Genomic DNA, 13632 nt, shown 5'->3' with positions numbered 1-13632 from the left:
ATCTCAGGCCTCAAGAAACGGCAAGACGCATTCGATCAACGCCTCGGGCGCTTCTTCGGGAATGTAATGGCCGCACGGCAGCGCGTGGCCGGTGACGTTGCGGGAATACTGCCGCCACTCGGCGATCGGATCGAAGCACGTTTCGATCACGCCTTCCGCGCCCCAGAGCGCCAGGAATTCGCAGGCGATTTTCTCCCCGTTTGCGAGCGTCTCGCGGTCGTGTTCGAGGTCGATGGTCACGCTTGCGCGGTAATCCTCGCAGATGCCGTGCGCCGTGCCGGGACTCCGCAGGCAACGCAGGTAGTGCGCGTATGCCTCGGGCGCGAATGGCTTCAGGCCCGCGCTGCGTGCGCCAATGGTCTGCTTGAGATAAAGGTCGGCGTCGGCGTTGATCAGCGTTTCGGGGAACGGCGCGGGACGCACGAGAAAGAACCAGTGCCAGTAGGCGCGAGCAAATTCGAACGAGGTTTTTTCGTACATCGCCAATGTTGGCGCAACGTCCAGCGTGACCAGTTTCGTGACCACGCCGGGGTGATCGAGCGCCATGCGCACCGCGACGCGGCCGCCTCGATCGTGGCCCAGAACGGCGAACGAGTCGTGGCCCAGCGTGCGCATCAGGTCCACCTGGTCCTGCGCCATGCGGCGCTTCGAGTAGTTGCTGTGATCCGGCAGGCCTTGCGGCTTGCCGCTCTCGCCGTAACCGCGAAGGTCCGCGGCGACCAGCGTGAAATGTTGGGCCAGAGCCGGCGCAACCTTATGCCAGATCGCGTGCGTTTGCGGATGGCCGTGCAACAGGAGCAGCGCTGGACCAGCGCCACCGGTTATGGCCTTGATCCTGATTCCCTCGACCGTCGCAGATGCATCCTTGAAATCTTCGAACATCGTTGTCTCCAGCAGTTTTATAAAGTTTAATTGATGCGCTGAACGATACAGTTTCTATTCAGGCAATCCAGACTTAACTTTCAGGAATGAATCCGATGGACGGTTTTTCCGATCTCAACCTGTTTACGCTCGTGGCGCGGCATCGCAATCTGGCGGCGGCGGCGCGGGATCTGGGCGTGACGCCGCCATCCATCAGCAAGCGTCTGGCGCAACTGGAGCGGCGGCTGGGCGTGCGGCTTTTGAACCGGACGACGCGGCGCGTCAGCCTGACGCCCGAAGGCGAGCTGTATCTGGCGAACGGCTCGCGCATCCTCGATGAACTCGCCGAACTGGAGCAACTCGTCACGAAAAGCCGTGGAGAACCAGCGGGGTTGTTGCGCGTGAATGCATCGTTTGGATTTGGGCGCAGACGCGTGGCCCCGGCGGTATCGAAGTTCATCGCGCACTATCCGGCGATCAAGATTCAATTGCACTTGTCGGACAGGCCAGTGAACTTGCAGGAAGAAGGATTCGATCTGGGGATTCGTTTCGGCGATGTCCCCGATGCGCGAATCAACGCGCGAATGCTCCTGAAGAATCGGCGGGTGGTGTGTGCATCGCCGGAATACGTGGCGGCGTTCGGCGTGCCCGCGACGCCGAACGATCTGACGCGGCATGCATGTCTGGTGCTTCGGGAGAACGAATCGGCTTACGGGACGTGGCACTTCACGCGCGGGAAAAAAGCGGAGACGATCAAGGTCGACGGTCCGTTAAGCAGTAACGACGGCAGTACGGTGCTCGAATGGGCGCTCGATGGCCGAGGCATTGCCGTGCGCTCGCAATGGGAGACGGAAGCGCTGGTGCGGGATGGAAAACTCGTGGAATTGCTGAAGGACTGGGCGCTGCCTAATGCGGATATTCACGCCGTTTACTTGGAACGGCATCAGTTGTCCGCGAAGCTGAGAACGTTTGTGGAATTCCTGGGTGAAGAGTTGCGGAGAAATTAAGCCTTGGTTTTATTCATTGCGCCGCATTTATTCAAATAAATTAGCGGAACTCCACTTATGAAGTCCCGCTGGAATGCAGTTCGAACGCGCACCATTTATGCAGCCCGCTCGAAAGCGGGCTGAGCATGGGCATTCCATTCGTCGACTTTTGCCGGATCGGGATGCGCATGCCGCCGCGCGTCGATCTCGTTCATGCCATGGGCAAGCGCGAATTTTCGCGCGTCCAGCGCACATGCAAAGTGTCCCAGAATGCCGCTCGCGCGCTGAAGGCCGTCGGACTCCCTGACGATCAGCATAGCGGCGTACGTGCCGTCGTCGTAAGCAGCCAAGGGAATCAGGACAACGTTCCTATAAGCGATCTCGCCGTCGCGCATGTCGGACTCCTCTCTCAGTTCACCATTCCACCCGCCCCAAGCGTCGGGACCGGTCCGGATATAAATTTGTGTTTAGGCATTATCGATAAACATAAAAAACGGGTCATCAGGATTTGCCCTATTTCGAAATTTCTTAATAAGTTTGCATATGATTTGCGGCGCTTTCGCGGTCGTTTCGGTGCAATTTGGTGCATATTCAGGATGCGCTTCGTTAATCGCGGTGCGTTTGCTGTAGTTAAAGACGAATGAGCACCGGATTTATTGCAACGCGAGAAAAAATAGCTCGGCTTTCTTTTGCGAGAAAGTACATGCAAGGAGGTTGAATCTCGTGCGGTGCTTTTTTATCTTGGCGTATGCTGGCTTTGACGTTTTGCGAAACTGGAACGGTGGCGTCCGCAACGGACACCTTATTCTGGATAACCGGACACGCAGGCATCAGGGTATCGATATCCGCCGCGATGTCCAAACGACTGATGGGGGACTTTGTGAAAATCGAACCGACCGAATGGTTTCCGTTGAGCGACTACGCACCCGTGCGCGACGGCTGGTACGAAGTGCAGCTTGCCAGCGGCGCAACGGCGTTTGCGAAGTTTGGCGCCGATGAGTGGACGGAGAAACCGCTGCTGGTTTTTACGCACTGGCGCGGGCTCGCGGCTGATCCGGGCGCCGCTGAAGAGACAGAAAACATCAGCGCGGAAGTGGTTGCTGCTGAAGGGGTGAGAGCGGTCTGGGACAAATTCTTCCCGGGTTCAGGTAAAGAACAGCATAAGCCGCTGGAACCTCAGGGAAAGGAATGATGGGTCGCCCGCGTTGTTTGAAAGGCCTGCCTGGTAACAACAACGCGAGCGCCGGCGGCGAAGAAAGGCAATCCGCGTGGCGATTGATCGCGTGAAATAAAAAAGGTCACGGCCATCGGTTCCAGAACGCCTCGGAATTACCGCATTCGGTCCGAATGAAATCGGTGAGCAACTTCACTCGGGCGATATCGCGCGTATCGGCATGCGAAACGAGCCAATAGGAACGGCTAAGTGCGATTTCGTCAGGCAATATGCGCACAAGCGCCGGTTCGTTGCGCGCAATAAAACATGGCAGCACGCCAATTCCCGCGCCACCGCTCACAGCCGCCGCCTGGCTGATCACATTCGAGATGCGCACCGTGGGCATCAGCGCCGTCGAGATCTGCGACAGGTAATCGAGCTCCGTGCTCCACATCAGGTCGTCTATATATCCGATCCAGCGGTGCTTGAAAATGTCCTGAAACGTATTGATGGGCGCATGTGAATCGACATATTGCCGCGATGCAAACACACCCAGCGCATAGTCGTTGAGCCGGTGCGCATAAACGCGGCCGCGAGTCGGACGCGTCATGGTCACCGCAATATCGGCTTCACGCTTGGACAGGCTGAACATGCGCGGATTTGCGACCAGTTCGATCTCGAGATCGGGATGCGCCGCCGTGAGTCTGGCGAGCCTTGGCGCCAAAAAATATGTGCCGAAACCTTCCGGCGTTCCCACTCGGACAGTGCCGGTCAAACCGCCGGATGGATCGTCAAGACGCGCGTTGATGCGCATTGCAAGGCTTTCCATGGCCTCGGCGTCGGTCATCAGGCGCTCGCCTTCTGGCGTCAGTAGAAAACCAACTGAACTGCGCTCGAACAACTGCACGCCAATGCTCGCTTCAAGCGATGCAACCCGTCTGCTGAGGGTGGAATGATCCACGCCCATTTGCTGCGCCGCGATAGTCAGGCGTCCTGCGCGGGCGATCGCGAGGAAGGCCTGGAGCGCATCCCAATCGAATTTTCGCATGGGGATTTTTGCACAGCGCGGTTGTGGAATTGCCCATTCTATTGCAAAAAGCATGCTGCTATCTTTGGTTCAAAGGACGTCTTGAATCCCTTTCGAACTACCGTACAGGAGACAGCATGTCGCTTATCGCGAAACTCGAAGCACGCGCTCAAGCAAGCCGCCCGGTTCGCGTCGGATTGATCGGCGCAGGAAAATTCGGCTCGATGTACCTCTCGCAGGCACCGCGCACGCCGGGTATTCATCTGGTTGGCATCGCGGATATTTCGCCCGAACGGGCTCGCAACGCGATGCATCGGGTGGGCTGGGAAGAAGCACGATATTCTGCTTCTTCGTGGTCCGAAGCATTGCGCAGCGGCACCACGTTCATTACCGACGACGCAGACGCGATGATCGCGAGCGACCACGTGGATATTGTGATCGATGCCACCGGCAGCCCCGCCGCGGGCATTCACCATGCGCTGCTGTGCTGCAAATACAAGAAGCACATTGTGATGGTGAACGTGGAAGCCGATGTGCTCGCTGGTCCCTTGCTTGCAAGACGCGCGGCCGAGGCCGGCATCATCTATTCCATGGCTTCCGGCGATCAACCCGCGTTGATCGCGGAACTCGTGGATTGGGCGCGCACCATTGGTTTCGACGTCATCTGCGCCGGCAAAGGCACGAAGTACCTGCCCATCTATCACCAGTCCACGCCCGATACCGTATGGAGCTACTACGGTTTCACCGAAGAGCAGATCGCATCCGGCGACTTCAACGCGCAAATGTTCAACTCGTTTCTCGATGGCACGAAGTCAGCGCTGGAAATGGCGGCGGTATCGAATGCGTGCGACTTGCGTCCGCCTTCTGATGGCCTCGCGTTTCCGGCATGCGGCGTCGATGATCTTCCGAATGTGTTGAAGCCCATGTCCGATGGCGGCATTCTCCCGCATCGGGGAAGCGTGGAAGTGGTGTCGTCCCTGGAACGCGACGGGCGGCCCGTCTTTCGCGACTTGCGCTGGGGCGTGTACGCGGTCTTCGAAGCGCCTTCGGATTACGTGCGCGACTGCTTCGCGCAATACGGACTGAAGACCGACAGCAGCGGTCGTTTTGCGGCCATGTACAAGCCATATCACTTGATTGGGCTGGAGTTGGGGGTATCGATTGCAAGCATCGCCGTGCGTGGCGAAGCAACGGGCGCGACGACAGGCTTTCATGGCGATGTCGCGGCCACCGCGAAGCGCGACCTGCGGGCGGGCGAACGTCTTGATGGCGAAGGCGGCCACACCGTCTACGGCAAGCTGATGCCCGCGACGGACTCGCTGATGCAGGGCGCCTTGCCCATTGGCCTCGCGCACAACATGGTGCTGCAACGACCCGTTGCCGCAGGCCAACCGGTTTGCTGGACCGACGTAGCCTTCGACGCCACCCGGGAAGCGGTGAAAGTACGCCTCGAAATGGAAGCGCTGTTCAGGAAGGAACTTGGCGTGGAGGTAGCGGCGGCCAAGCTTGCATCGTAAGTATCCCTGATCATGCGGGACATATCCCGCACCGATCGTTCTCTATAACGCCCGCCAAAGGGCGACGGAGGAGACATGAGCCATATCAGCGACACCATTTTGGTCACGCCCTCGGCGCGCACCGACGTATACCGCAAGATAAGCTGGCGCATCATGCCGTTTATCGTGCTGTGCTATTTGTGCGGGTATCTGGACCGCGTGAATGTTGGCTTCGCGAAACTGCAGATGCTTAACGACCTGCACATGAGCGACGCCGTATACGGCCTTGGCGCGGGCATTTTCTTTATCGGCTATTTCATCTTCGAAGTACCGAGCAACCTGATCTTGCACAAGGTCGGCGCACGGCTATGGATTGCCCGGATCATGATCACCTGGGCCATCATTTCGGCGGCAACGTTGTTCGTCAAGACACCCGTGCAGTTCTATACCGCGCGCTTTTTCCTGGGCGTGGCCGAAGCCGGATTCTCGCCGGGCATCATGCTGTATCTGACGTACTGGTTTCCCGCGCGCAAACGCGGCTTTGCGCTCGGCGTGTACTACATTGCGATACCGCTTTCGGGTGTCGTGGGCGGTCCCATGTCCGGCTGGATTCTCACGAAATTCGCGCATTCCACGGTCATGGCGGGATGGCAATGGCTGTTTCTTATCGAAGCCTTGCCGGCGCTTCTGTGCGGCATCGCCGTGCTCGCTTTGATGGTCGATAAACCCCACCAGGCGAAGTGGCTCACCGATACCGAAAAGAACCTCGTCACCAGCGAGATTGGCCGCGAGGACGCTGAAAAGACGACGCATCACAACCTGCGCGCCATTCTCTCCGACAAACATATCTGGAAGCTTTGCGCGGTGTATTTTTGCCAGATCATCGGGCTGTATGGAATCAGTTTCTGGTTGCCGTCGATCATCAAGGATTCAGGGCTTACCGATGTCTCGGTCATTGGATGGCTCTCGGCAATTCCTTATCTTGTTGCCATTCCCGCGATTGTGCTCACAGGCATGAGTTCGGACCGGTTTCGTTCGCGACGGATGCATTTTTCGGTGCTTGCCGTGATCGGCGCGATTGGCTTCGCGGCGAGCGGGTACGTGGGGCATCACCCCGCGCTTGCCGTAATCTGGCTGAGCGTGGCGGCGGCGGGGATCTTGTCGGCGTTGTCGCTGTTCTGGAGCATTCCGTCGTCGTTTCTTGCGGGGACATCCGTTGCGGTGGGCATTGCGGGGATCAATTGCGTGGGAAATCTGGCGGGGTTTGTATCGCCTTATGTGGTGGGATGGCTCAACGTCGCCACGCACGATAACCGCATGGGCCTTTACTTCGTCGCCGTGTGCCTGGTGTTGGGAGCGGTGCTGGTCAGGACGATATCGGGGAAACTGGCGGACAGGTGAGTTTGATCTCGGCGTGACCGGCTTTTTTCACGAGCCGGTCCATTGTCCGTGGTTCACCACGGCACGACCCGTCCCAGATAGTCCAGGTAATGCAAGCCGGAGCGTCCTTCGTAAGCCTCCATCGTATTCACCAGATTCGGGATGCTTTCCTCGATAGTCAGACGCGCGCCCGAACCGCCCATGTCCGTCCTGACCCATCCGGGGGCCATCAACAGGAGCGTTTTAGCGTCGTCCTGATGACGCGCTGCAAAGCTGCGCATGAACATATTGAGCGCCGCCTTGCTGCCTCGATATACCTCGTAGTTGCCATTGGTATTGTTCGTCAGGCTGCCTTGCCCGGACGACATGACGGCAATTGTTCCATTCGGCTGCACGAGGCCCTGAAATGCTTCGATGACCCTCATCGGACTCAATGAGTTCGTGACCATGATGCGCACGAATTCCTCGGTCGAGACATCGGCAATGGTTTCGCGGTCGTCGTTCTTCACGCCGGCGTTCACGAAAAGCATGTCCAGTCGCCGGTCTTCGAGACGAGCGCGTAATGCGGCGACCTGATCGGGAATCGTGATGTCCACTGATTCGACTTCAAGCGCGCCGCGGGCGGTTTCAGAGAGCCGGCGCAGTTTTTCTGTTGAGTCTGCGCGGCCGGTGGCGATCACTCGCCAGCCGCGTTCGAGAAATTCCTCGACCATGGCGAATCCGAGACCGCGCGATGCGCCAACGAGAAGGACGGTTTTCTGCGTGGATGTGTCTTGCATCAGTAGCTCCGTATGTGTCGATACAACCAATATATCGACGCCCGATACATGGCGGAAGGCGCAGCATTTGCATTGATAACCTGCACCAAACGCCATGCTAGGATCGGGGCATGGCAGAACCCGATCTGAATTTGCTCATTGCGCTAGACGTACTGCTCGCCGACGGAAGCGTGGCCGGTGCTGCGCGCCGATTGGGTTTGAGTGCATCGGCAATGAGCCGAACGTTGGCGCGTCTGCGGGAGACGACCGGCGACCCGTTATTGGTTCGTGCAGGGCGCGGCATGGTGTTGACGCCTCACGCAGAAGCACTGCGCCAACGCACTCGGAATGCGGTTCACGAGGCGCGTGCGGTACTTCGTCCATCATCCGCGGAGCCCGACTTTTCGACATTGCAGCGAACCTTCACCATTCGCGCCAACGATGGTTTTGTCGAGGCCTTCGGTGCGTCATTGATTGCCGTGGTGAGCGCGGTTGCGCCTCTGGTGCGCTTGCGTTTTGCGCCCAAGCCGGAGAAAACGGCGGCTTTCTTGCGGGACGGGTCGGCCGATCTGGAAATTGGCGTGCTGGGCGACATGGGGCCGGAAGTACGCGTGCAGGCGTTGTTCCGGGATCGCTTTGTGGGTGCTGTCAGGAAGGGACATCCGTTAGCAGCGAAGGGCGAGGTGACGGCGAAACGGTACACCGCGTTCGGCCATGTCGTTGCTTCACGCCACGGCCGCGGGAATGGACCGGTCGATGAAGCGCTGGCGACCTTAGGCCTTAAACGGACGATTGTCGCTGTGGTTCCGAGTTTTCCCGCCGCGCTCGCTGTTGCGCGGACTTCGGATTTGATTGCACTCGTGCCTGCTTCTCTGGTTCGCAGTGAGGCCGCGTCCGCCAGCATTGATGCGTTCGAGCTTCCCGTGAAAACGGAGCAGATTACGGTGTCGCAGATGTGGCATCCGCGTTTGGAGGTCGATCCTGTGCATCGATGGCTTCGGCAAATGACACTGAGCGTGGGCCGGAAATCGACCTGACCGATGCCTTCGCAGGAGCGAGCATGCGCACGGCGCATCTAGAACACCCCCGCCCTTCCCATCGCGTGCCGCGCCTGCACCAACGATCCCTTCGCCGCCCGCGCATCTCCCGCGATTTTCAACAGTGCGCCAAGCTGCGAAGGCTCCCTCAGCAACTCACGCAGAATCGGCAGAATCGTCGTGGTTCCATCGTCGCGCAATCCGGCTGTCGCCGCCTTCGGCAAACTCCTCCACGCCGGATCCACAATCGCCCTGCACACGGCGAACGGCAGCCCTCTCGCCTTGGCAATCGCCCCGGCAACATGCGATTCCATATCCACCGCCAGCGCCCCCGTCGATCGATAAAGCGAGCTCTTTTCCTGCTCCCCCGCCAATGGCGCCGCAACGCCAGCCATCTTCCCGCGCACCGCCTTTGCTCCGACCGGCGTTCCGGAAAAAGCCGAAAACATTCGCGCCGACCATTCCAGATCCGTATCGATAACCCCAAGCGGTCCCGACACGGCGCTCGCAATGATCACCGTTCCCGGCTCCAGATCGGGCGCGAGGCCACCCGCCGTTCCAAAGCTGACGATGCCGGAACACCCCCGCGCCAAGGCTTCGCTCAACGCACGCTCCAGCAAATCCGCCCGCGCCGCAAACACGGCCTCGACGCCCGGCCCGCGTGCAATGCGCGCTTCGAACGCCATTCCCGTGACCGCGATGACGGGCAAGCTCACATCCCCGCCGTCACGCGCGTGGTGCCATCGCGCAGCATGTTCCTGTAGCGTGCCAGCGCCCAGAGCGGAAAAAACTTTCTATACCCGTGATATCGGAGATAGAAAACGCGCGGGAAGCCGGTCGCGGTGAACCGGGTTTCATCCCAAAGCCCGTGCTCGCGCTGGGTCGAATGCAAATACTGAATTCCCTTCGCCACCGCCGGATGTCCGACCAGCCCCGCCGCCATCAACCCGAGCAACGCCCAGGATGTCTGCGACGCCGTGCTCGGTGCCGCCTCATATCCGCGATAGTCCAGCTTGTAGCTCTCGCCGCCTTCGCCCCATCCGCCATCGGCGTTTTGAATGCTGACAAGCCACTGCGCGGCGCGCTGCACGCGTGAATCCGTCAGCGGCAATCCCGCCGCGTTCAGCGCGCACAACGCCGTCCACGTCCCATAGATATAGTTCAGCCCCCAGCGCCCGTACCAGCTTCCATCGCGTTCCTGATCGCGCAGGATGTAGTCCAGCGAGCGCTTTGCCGGCTCGCTCGTCGCGGGCAATTCGCCAAGCTGCGCGAGCATCGACAAACATCGTCCCGACACATCCACCGTCGGCGGATCGAGCAGCGCGCCGTGATCCGAGAACGGAATGTTGTTGAGGTAATACTGCGTGTTTTCGGGCTCGAACGCGCCCCATCCGCCGTCGCTGCTTTGCATGCCGACGACCCATTCCCGCCCGCGAGAAATCGCCTCGCCATACAACGCGGTGCCGTTTTCGCGATCGGCGCGTTCCATCGCCATGGCGACAACGGCGGTATCGTCCACATCCGGATAATGCGGATTCGCAAACTGGAACGCCCAGCCGCCCGGCCGGATGTTTGGTCGGCGCGAGATCCAGTCGCCGCGCACATCGAGAATCTGCAGCGGCACGAGCCAGTCAAGACCGCGCGATACCGCCGCGCGCGCGCGGGGTGTATCGGCTTCGAGCAACGCGTGCGCGGCCAGCGACGTATCCCAGACAGGCGACAAGCACGGCTGGCAATACGCCTCGCCATCGGGCACTTCGTCAATGATCAACAGCTTCTCGATCGACTTGCGCGCGATCGCCCGGTTCGGATGATCCTCCGCGTAGCCGAGCATGTCGTACATCATCACGGAATTGGCCATGGCGGGAAAAATCGCGCCGAGACCATCCTCGCCGTTCAGGCGTTCGTCGACAAACCGCACGGCCGCCTCGATTGCACGCTGGCGCGTATGGCGCGGAAACAGCGGATCGGCGGCGCGCAGCACGGCGTCGACTGCCCGAAACAACACGAACCAGCCCTGATGCTGATGCGGCGCGCGCGCGGCCATGCCGGCGTTGACAGGGGCGTCGAAGAAAAGCTCGTCAATGCGCACGCCCTTCGGATTGCGCGCCTTCGGCCGTTTGGCGTTGAGCACCAGCAAGGGCACGATAACGGTGCGCGCCCAGTAAGACACCTTCGACAAATGAAACGGAAACCATTCGGGCAGAAGCATGATTTCTACGGGCATCATGGGCACCGCGCGCCATGAGATCACGCCGAACAGCGCGAGCAGAATGCGCGTGAAAACGTTCGATTTTTCCGCGCCGCCAGCCGCAATGACCGCGCGGCGCGCGCGCTGCATATGTTCCGCTTCGGGCGAATCGCCGATCATCTTCAGCGCGAAATACGCCTTGACGGTGGCGCTCACGTCCATGGCGCCATCGGTGAACAAAGGCCAGCCGCCGTCTTCGCGCTGGATGCGGCGCAAGTAGCGGCCAATCTTCGCTTCGAGTGCGGGCTTGGGCGTCTCGCCGAGGTAATGCACGAGCAGCACATACTCGGCGGGAATGGTAGCGTCGGCTTCGAGTTCGTAGAGCCAGTAGCCTTCGGGATGCTGATCGGCGAGCAGCGCGTCGGCCGCGCGGGATACCGATGCCTCCAGGGCCGCCGCGCTGATGGGCGCGGTCGAGGCGTTGGAAGGCTGGACAATGTCGTTCATCTGAATTCCATCGGGGGATTCATGAGGAGGTCCGCGGCCTTCTGGCCTGAGCGGATCGAACCTTCTATGGTTGCAGGCAGGCCGGTGGCCGTCCAGTCGCCCGCCAGCATGAGATTGGGCCAGCGGGTGCGGGTCGCCGGCCGGAGATTCGCCTGGCTTGGCAGCGCGGCGAACGTCGCGCGTTTTTCGGTCACGATCTGCCAGGCAGGCATGCGCTCGACGGGTAACCGCGCGGCTTTCGCCACCTCCTGCCACAGCGTTTGTGCAAGCGTTTCACGCGGGATATCGATAAAACGATCCGCATTATGAATGGTCACGGACAAGCGGTCGTCGTAGGCCAGGAGCCAGTCGGCCGTGCCATTGAGCAAACCGGTCACAGGCTCGAATGCGAGCGGCGGTCCAACCGCGAAATGCGCATTGATGATCGCGCGAAACGCTGTTGGCGCGATCAGCCCCGGCACGAGTTCCCGCGCGGCGTAAGGAGGCACGGCAAGCACCACGCCGTCGGCCGCGCCAATCTCCACGCGGGTTTCATCGAAATCAAGCGAGCGCACGCGGGTTTTCGAATCAGTGCCGGCAAAACCGATTGCCGTGAGACGCGATCCCAGCCGGATTTCCGCGCCACCATATTGCAGAAGCCGCAGCGCAGGTTCAATAAACGCGTGCCCCAAGCCATTGCGCGCGGTCAGCGGCCGGCACGCCTGGCCGCCCGGCAACACGGTTTCCTTCATCACATTGGCGGCCAGCACGGCGCTCCCTTCGCGGGGATCGACGTTGAGCAACGCGAGCAGAAACGGATCGAGCATGGCGTCCCAGAGACGGCCGCTCGCGCGCATGGTCTGCTCGACGGTTCGCCCCGGATTGGCGAGCAGCAAGCGCAATAGCGAGAGATAGTCCGCGGGCAGCGTGCCGGGAACGCGCGTCGCCGTGTCGAAGATCCAGGCGGGAAAGCGTCCGGGCGATATCTTCAGGGTCCAGCGCGAACCGCTGCGCAAATCCATGAAGGGGTAATCGGCTTGAGTCGGGCCGATAAGTTCGTCGGCGGCGCCAATGGCCTTGGCAAATCCCAGCGCGGCGTGGTTGCCGGACAGGATCAGGTGATTGCCGTTGTCGATCGTGGCGTTGAGCTTGATGTCGAAATACGAACGGCATCGGCCGCCCGCATGCGGCGCGGCTTCGTGCAGAACGACCCGCGCGCCGCGGCGTTGCAACTGGACTGCGGCGGCAAGCCCGGATAAGCCAGCGCCAATGACATGAACTGTCCGCGACATCAGAACACGTTGCGCGCCACGATCCACAACAGCCGTGACCGTGGCGTACGGACGTGATTGCGCGGGAGATCGAAGCCACGCTTCAGGTTCGCCTCGAGTACGCAGCGGTACGCGCCCGACATGATGCGCGGCGCCTTCACCTGTGCTCGCGGCGCGTTGGCCATGATGGCGTCGGATTGCGCGTAATGGCTGCGGGCCCGCTCGGCGAGGGTCAGGCACACGCGCGGGAGGCGCGCGTCGCCGACTATGGACGCAATGTCGGTGGTGGAAATGCCCTCGCGCGACAACAGTTCGCGCGGCAGATACACCCGGCCGATAGCCGCGTCTTCATCGATATCGCGAAGAATATTCGTCAACTGCAGCGCGCGGCCAAGGTGATGCGCGAGACGCCGGCCGGCATCTTCCTGCATCCCGAATATCCTCACCGACAAACGCCCCACCGCGCTCGCCACGCGATCGCAATAGAGGTCGAGCGTGGCTTCGTCGGGCGCGACGATATCTTCGGAATCCATTGCCATGCCGTCGATCACGGCAATGAAGTCATCGCGCGAAAGATGGAATGCGTGGATGTGCTGCGTCAGCGCGGCGAGCGACTTGCGCGGCTTGCCGGCGTAGCAGTCGTCTATGTCGGCGCGCCATTGCTCGAGCGCGGCGGCGCGTTCGTGACGCGGCATGGTGCCGTCGTCGGCTATGTCGTCCACCGCGCGGCAAAACGCGTAGACCTGGTACATCGCGTCGCGCTGCGCAGCCGGCAGGATGCGCATGGCAAGATAAAACGAACTGCCCGAGGACGCCTTGGCGGCGTCGGGCACTGGTTCATCGGCGATAAGATTGGAAACGGCCAAGACGGACTCCGCTGTGGCGCCCCCAAGGGCAGTAATGTTGGATCGGGCGCCGTGCGCGAGCGGGCAAGCCGTGGTAACGGCGAAGCACAACTCGTGCGAAACAGCGCAAACCGGCTTCCT

General features: G+C 60.7%; 13 protein-coding genes. 5 read left to right on the top strand and 8 right to left on the bottom strand.

Annotation, left to right across the window (positions count from 1 at the left end; genetic code table 11):
• Positions 1-3: 3 nt before the first annotated feature.
• Positions 4-882: an alpha/beta fold hydrolase gene (locus tag ACRWA7_RS13550; RefSeq protein WP_438391445.1), complete on the bottom strand. Its 879-nt coding sequence runs from the start codon at positions 880-882 to the stop codon at positions 4-6.
• Positions 883-977: 95 nt separating this feature from the next.
• Here ACRWA7_RS13550 and ACRWA7_RS13545 point away from each other — a divergent pair, with 95 nt between their 5' ends.
• Entirely contained in the window at positions 978-1868 is an 891-nt protein-coding gene (locus ACRWA7_RS13545; protein ID WP_060817923.1) for a LysR family transcriptional regulator, read from the top strand.
• A gap of 95 nt (positions 1869-1963) precedes the next feature.
• On the opposite strand, the gene ACRWA7_RS13540 is transcribed toward ACRWA7_RS13545, so the two are convergent.
• Positions 1964-2242, bottom strand: a complete 279-nt coding sequence (locus ACRWA7_RS13540; RefSeq protein WP_060817921.1) for a hypothetical protein — start codon at positions 2240-2242, stop codon at positions 1964-1966.
• Between the two features lie 458 nt (positions 2243-2700).
• On the opposite strand from ACRWA7_RS13540, the gene ACRWA7_RS13535 reads away from it, so the two are divergent.
• Complete coding sequence (locus ACRWA7_RS13535) at positions 2701-3039, top strand: hypothetical protein (protein WP_438391444.1); 339 nt, start codon at positions 2701-2703, stop codon at positions 3037-3039.
• Positions 3040-3145: 106 nt separating this feature from the next.
• Here the strand turns inward: ACRWA7_RS13535 and ACRWA7_RS13530 are convergent, their stop codons facing one another.
• Positions 3146-4048, bottom strand: a complete 903-nt coding sequence (locus ACRWA7_RS13530; protein ID WP_060817920.1) for a LysR family transcriptional regulator — start codon at positions 4046-4048, stop codon at positions 3146-3148.
• A 116-nt stretch (positions 4049-4164) separates the two neighbouring features.
• Here ACRWA7_RS13530 and ACRWA7_RS13525 point away from each other — a divergent pair, with 116 nt between their 5' ends.
• Together ACRWA7_RS13525 and ACRWA7_RS13520 are read left to right on the top strand one after the other, a co-directional pair.
• Positions 4165-5544: an NAD(P)H-dependent oxidoreductase gene (locus ACRWA7_RS13525; protein ID WP_438391443.1), complete on the top strand. Its 1380-nt coding sequence runs from the start codon at positions 4165-4167 to the stop codon at positions 5542-5544.
• Positions 5545-5619: 75 nt separating this feature from the next.
• On the top strand, positions 5620-6924 hold the full coding sequence (locus tag ACRWA7_RS13520) for an MFS transporter (protein ID WP_438391442.1): 1305 nt from the start codon (positions 5620-5622) through the stop codon (positions 6922-6924).
• Between the two features lie 53 nt (positions 6925-6977).
• Here ACRWA7_RS13520 and ACRWA7_RS13515 read toward each other — a convergent pair whose 3' ends face one another.
• The gene (locus ACRWA7_RS13515) at positions 6978-7682 is read right to left on the bottom strand and encodes an SDR family NAD(P)-dependent oxidoreductase (RefSeq protein ID WP_060817914.1); all 705 of its coding nucleotides are present in this window, start codon (positions 7680-7682) and stop codon (positions 6978-6980) included.
• A gap of 110 nt (positions 7683-7792) precedes the next feature.
• On the opposite strand from ACRWA7_RS13515, the gene ACRWA7_RS13510 reads away from it, so the two are divergent.
• Positions 7793-8698: a LysR family transcriptional regulator gene (locus tag ACRWA7_RS13510; protein WP_438391441.1), complete on the top strand. Its 906-nt coding sequence runs from the start codon at positions 7793-7795 to the stop codon at positions 8696-8698.
• A 38-nt stretch (positions 8699-8736) separates the two neighbouring features.
• Here ACRWA7_RS13510 and ACRWA7_RS13505 read toward each other — a convergent pair whose 3' ends face one another.
• The 4 genes from ACRWA7_RS13505 to hpnD are packed head-to-tail and all read right to left on the bottom strand — an operon-like array spanning position 8737 to position 13512.
• Positions 8737-9384 carry a phosphorylase gene (locus ACRWA7_RS13505; RefSeq protein ID WP_060818391.1) on the bottom strand — a complete coding sequence of 216 codons (648 nt, stop codon included), beginning with the start codon at positions 9382-9384 and terminating at the stop codon, positions 8737-8739.
• Between the two features lie 26 nt (positions 9385-9410).
• Positions 9411-11396 carry a squalene--hopene cyclase gene (gene shc / locus ACRWA7_RS13500; protein ID WP_060817910.1) on the bottom strand — a complete coding sequence of 662 codons (1986 nt, stop codon included), beginning with the start codon at positions 11394-11396 and terminating at the stop codon, positions 9411-9413.
• Positions 11393-12667 (bottom strand): hydroxysqualene dehydroxylase HpnE, encoded by a 1275-nt coding sequence (gene hpnE, locus ACRWA7_RS13495; RefSeq protein ID WP_060817909.1) that lies wholly within the window; start codon positions 12665-12667, stop codon positions 11393-11395. Before hpnE ends, shc begins: the two co-directional genes overlap by 4 nt.
• Positions 12667-13512 (bottom strand): presqualene diphosphate synthase HpnD, encoded by an 846-nt coding sequence (gene hpnD, locus ACRWA7_RS13490; protein ID WP_438391440.1) that lies wholly within the window; start codon positions 13510-13512, stop codon positions 12667-12669. The genes hpnE and hpnD overlap by 1 nt, the downstream gene beginning before the upstream one ends.
• Positions 13513-13632 lie beyond the last annotated feature (120 nt).

It is taken from the genome of Caballeronia sp. DA-9, from assembly GCF_051615025.1.
GTDB classification, from domain to species: Bacteria; Pseudomonadota; Gammaproteobacteria; order Burkholderiales; family Burkholderiaceae; genus Caballeronia; species Caballeronia sordidicola.
This window is presented reverse-complemented; position numbering and strand designations above follow the sequence as displayed.

Coding starts and splice junctions, on each gene's coding strand:
- ACRWA7_RS13550 (WP_438391445.1), bottom strand. CDS start 882: ATGTTCGAAGATTTCAAGGATGCATCTGCGACGGTCGAGGGAATCAGG.
- ACRWA7_RS13545 (WP_060817923.1), top strand. CDS start 978: ATGGACGGTTTTTCCGATCTCAACCTGTTTACGCTCGTGGCGCGGCAT.
- ACRWA7_RS13540 (WP_060817921.1), bottom strand. CDS start 2,242: ATGCGCGACGGCGAGATCGCTTATAGGAACGTTGTCCTGATTCCCTTG.
- ACRWA7_RS13535 (WP_438391444.1), top strand. CDS start 2,701: ATGTCCAAACGACTGATGGGGGACTTTGTGAAAATCGAACCGACCGAA.
- ACRWA7_RS13530 (WP_060817920.1), bottom strand. CDS start 4,048: ATGCGAAAATTCGATTGGGATGCGCTCCAGGCCTTCCTCGCGATCGCC.
- ACRWA7_RS13525 (WP_438391443.1), top strand. CDS start 4,165: ATGTCGCTTATCGCGAAACTCGAAGCACGCGCTCAAGCAAGCCGCCCG.
- ACRWA7_RS13520 (WP_438391442.1), top strand. CDS start 5,620: ATGAGCCATATCAGCGACACCATTTTGGTCACGCCCTCGGCGCGCACC.
- ACRWA7_RS13515 (WP_060817914.1), bottom strand. CDS start 7,682: ATGCAAGACACATCCACGCAGAAAACCGTCCTTCTCGTTGGCGCATCG.
- ACRWA7_RS13510 (WP_438391441.1), top strand. CDS start 7,793: ATGGCAGAACCCGATCTGAATTTGCTCATTGCGCTAGACGTACTGCTC.
- ACRWA7_RS13505 (WP_060818391.1), bottom strand. CDS start 9,384: ATGGCGTTCGAAGCGCGCATTGCACGCGGGCCGGGCGTCGAGGCCGTG.
- shc (WP_060817910.1), bottom strand. CDS start 11,396: ATGAACGACATTGTCCAGCCTTCCAACGCCTCGACCGCGCCCATCAGC.
- hpnE (WP_060817909.1), bottom strand. CDS start 12,667: ATGTCGCGGACAGTTCATGTCATTGGCGCTGGCTTATCCGGGCTTGCC.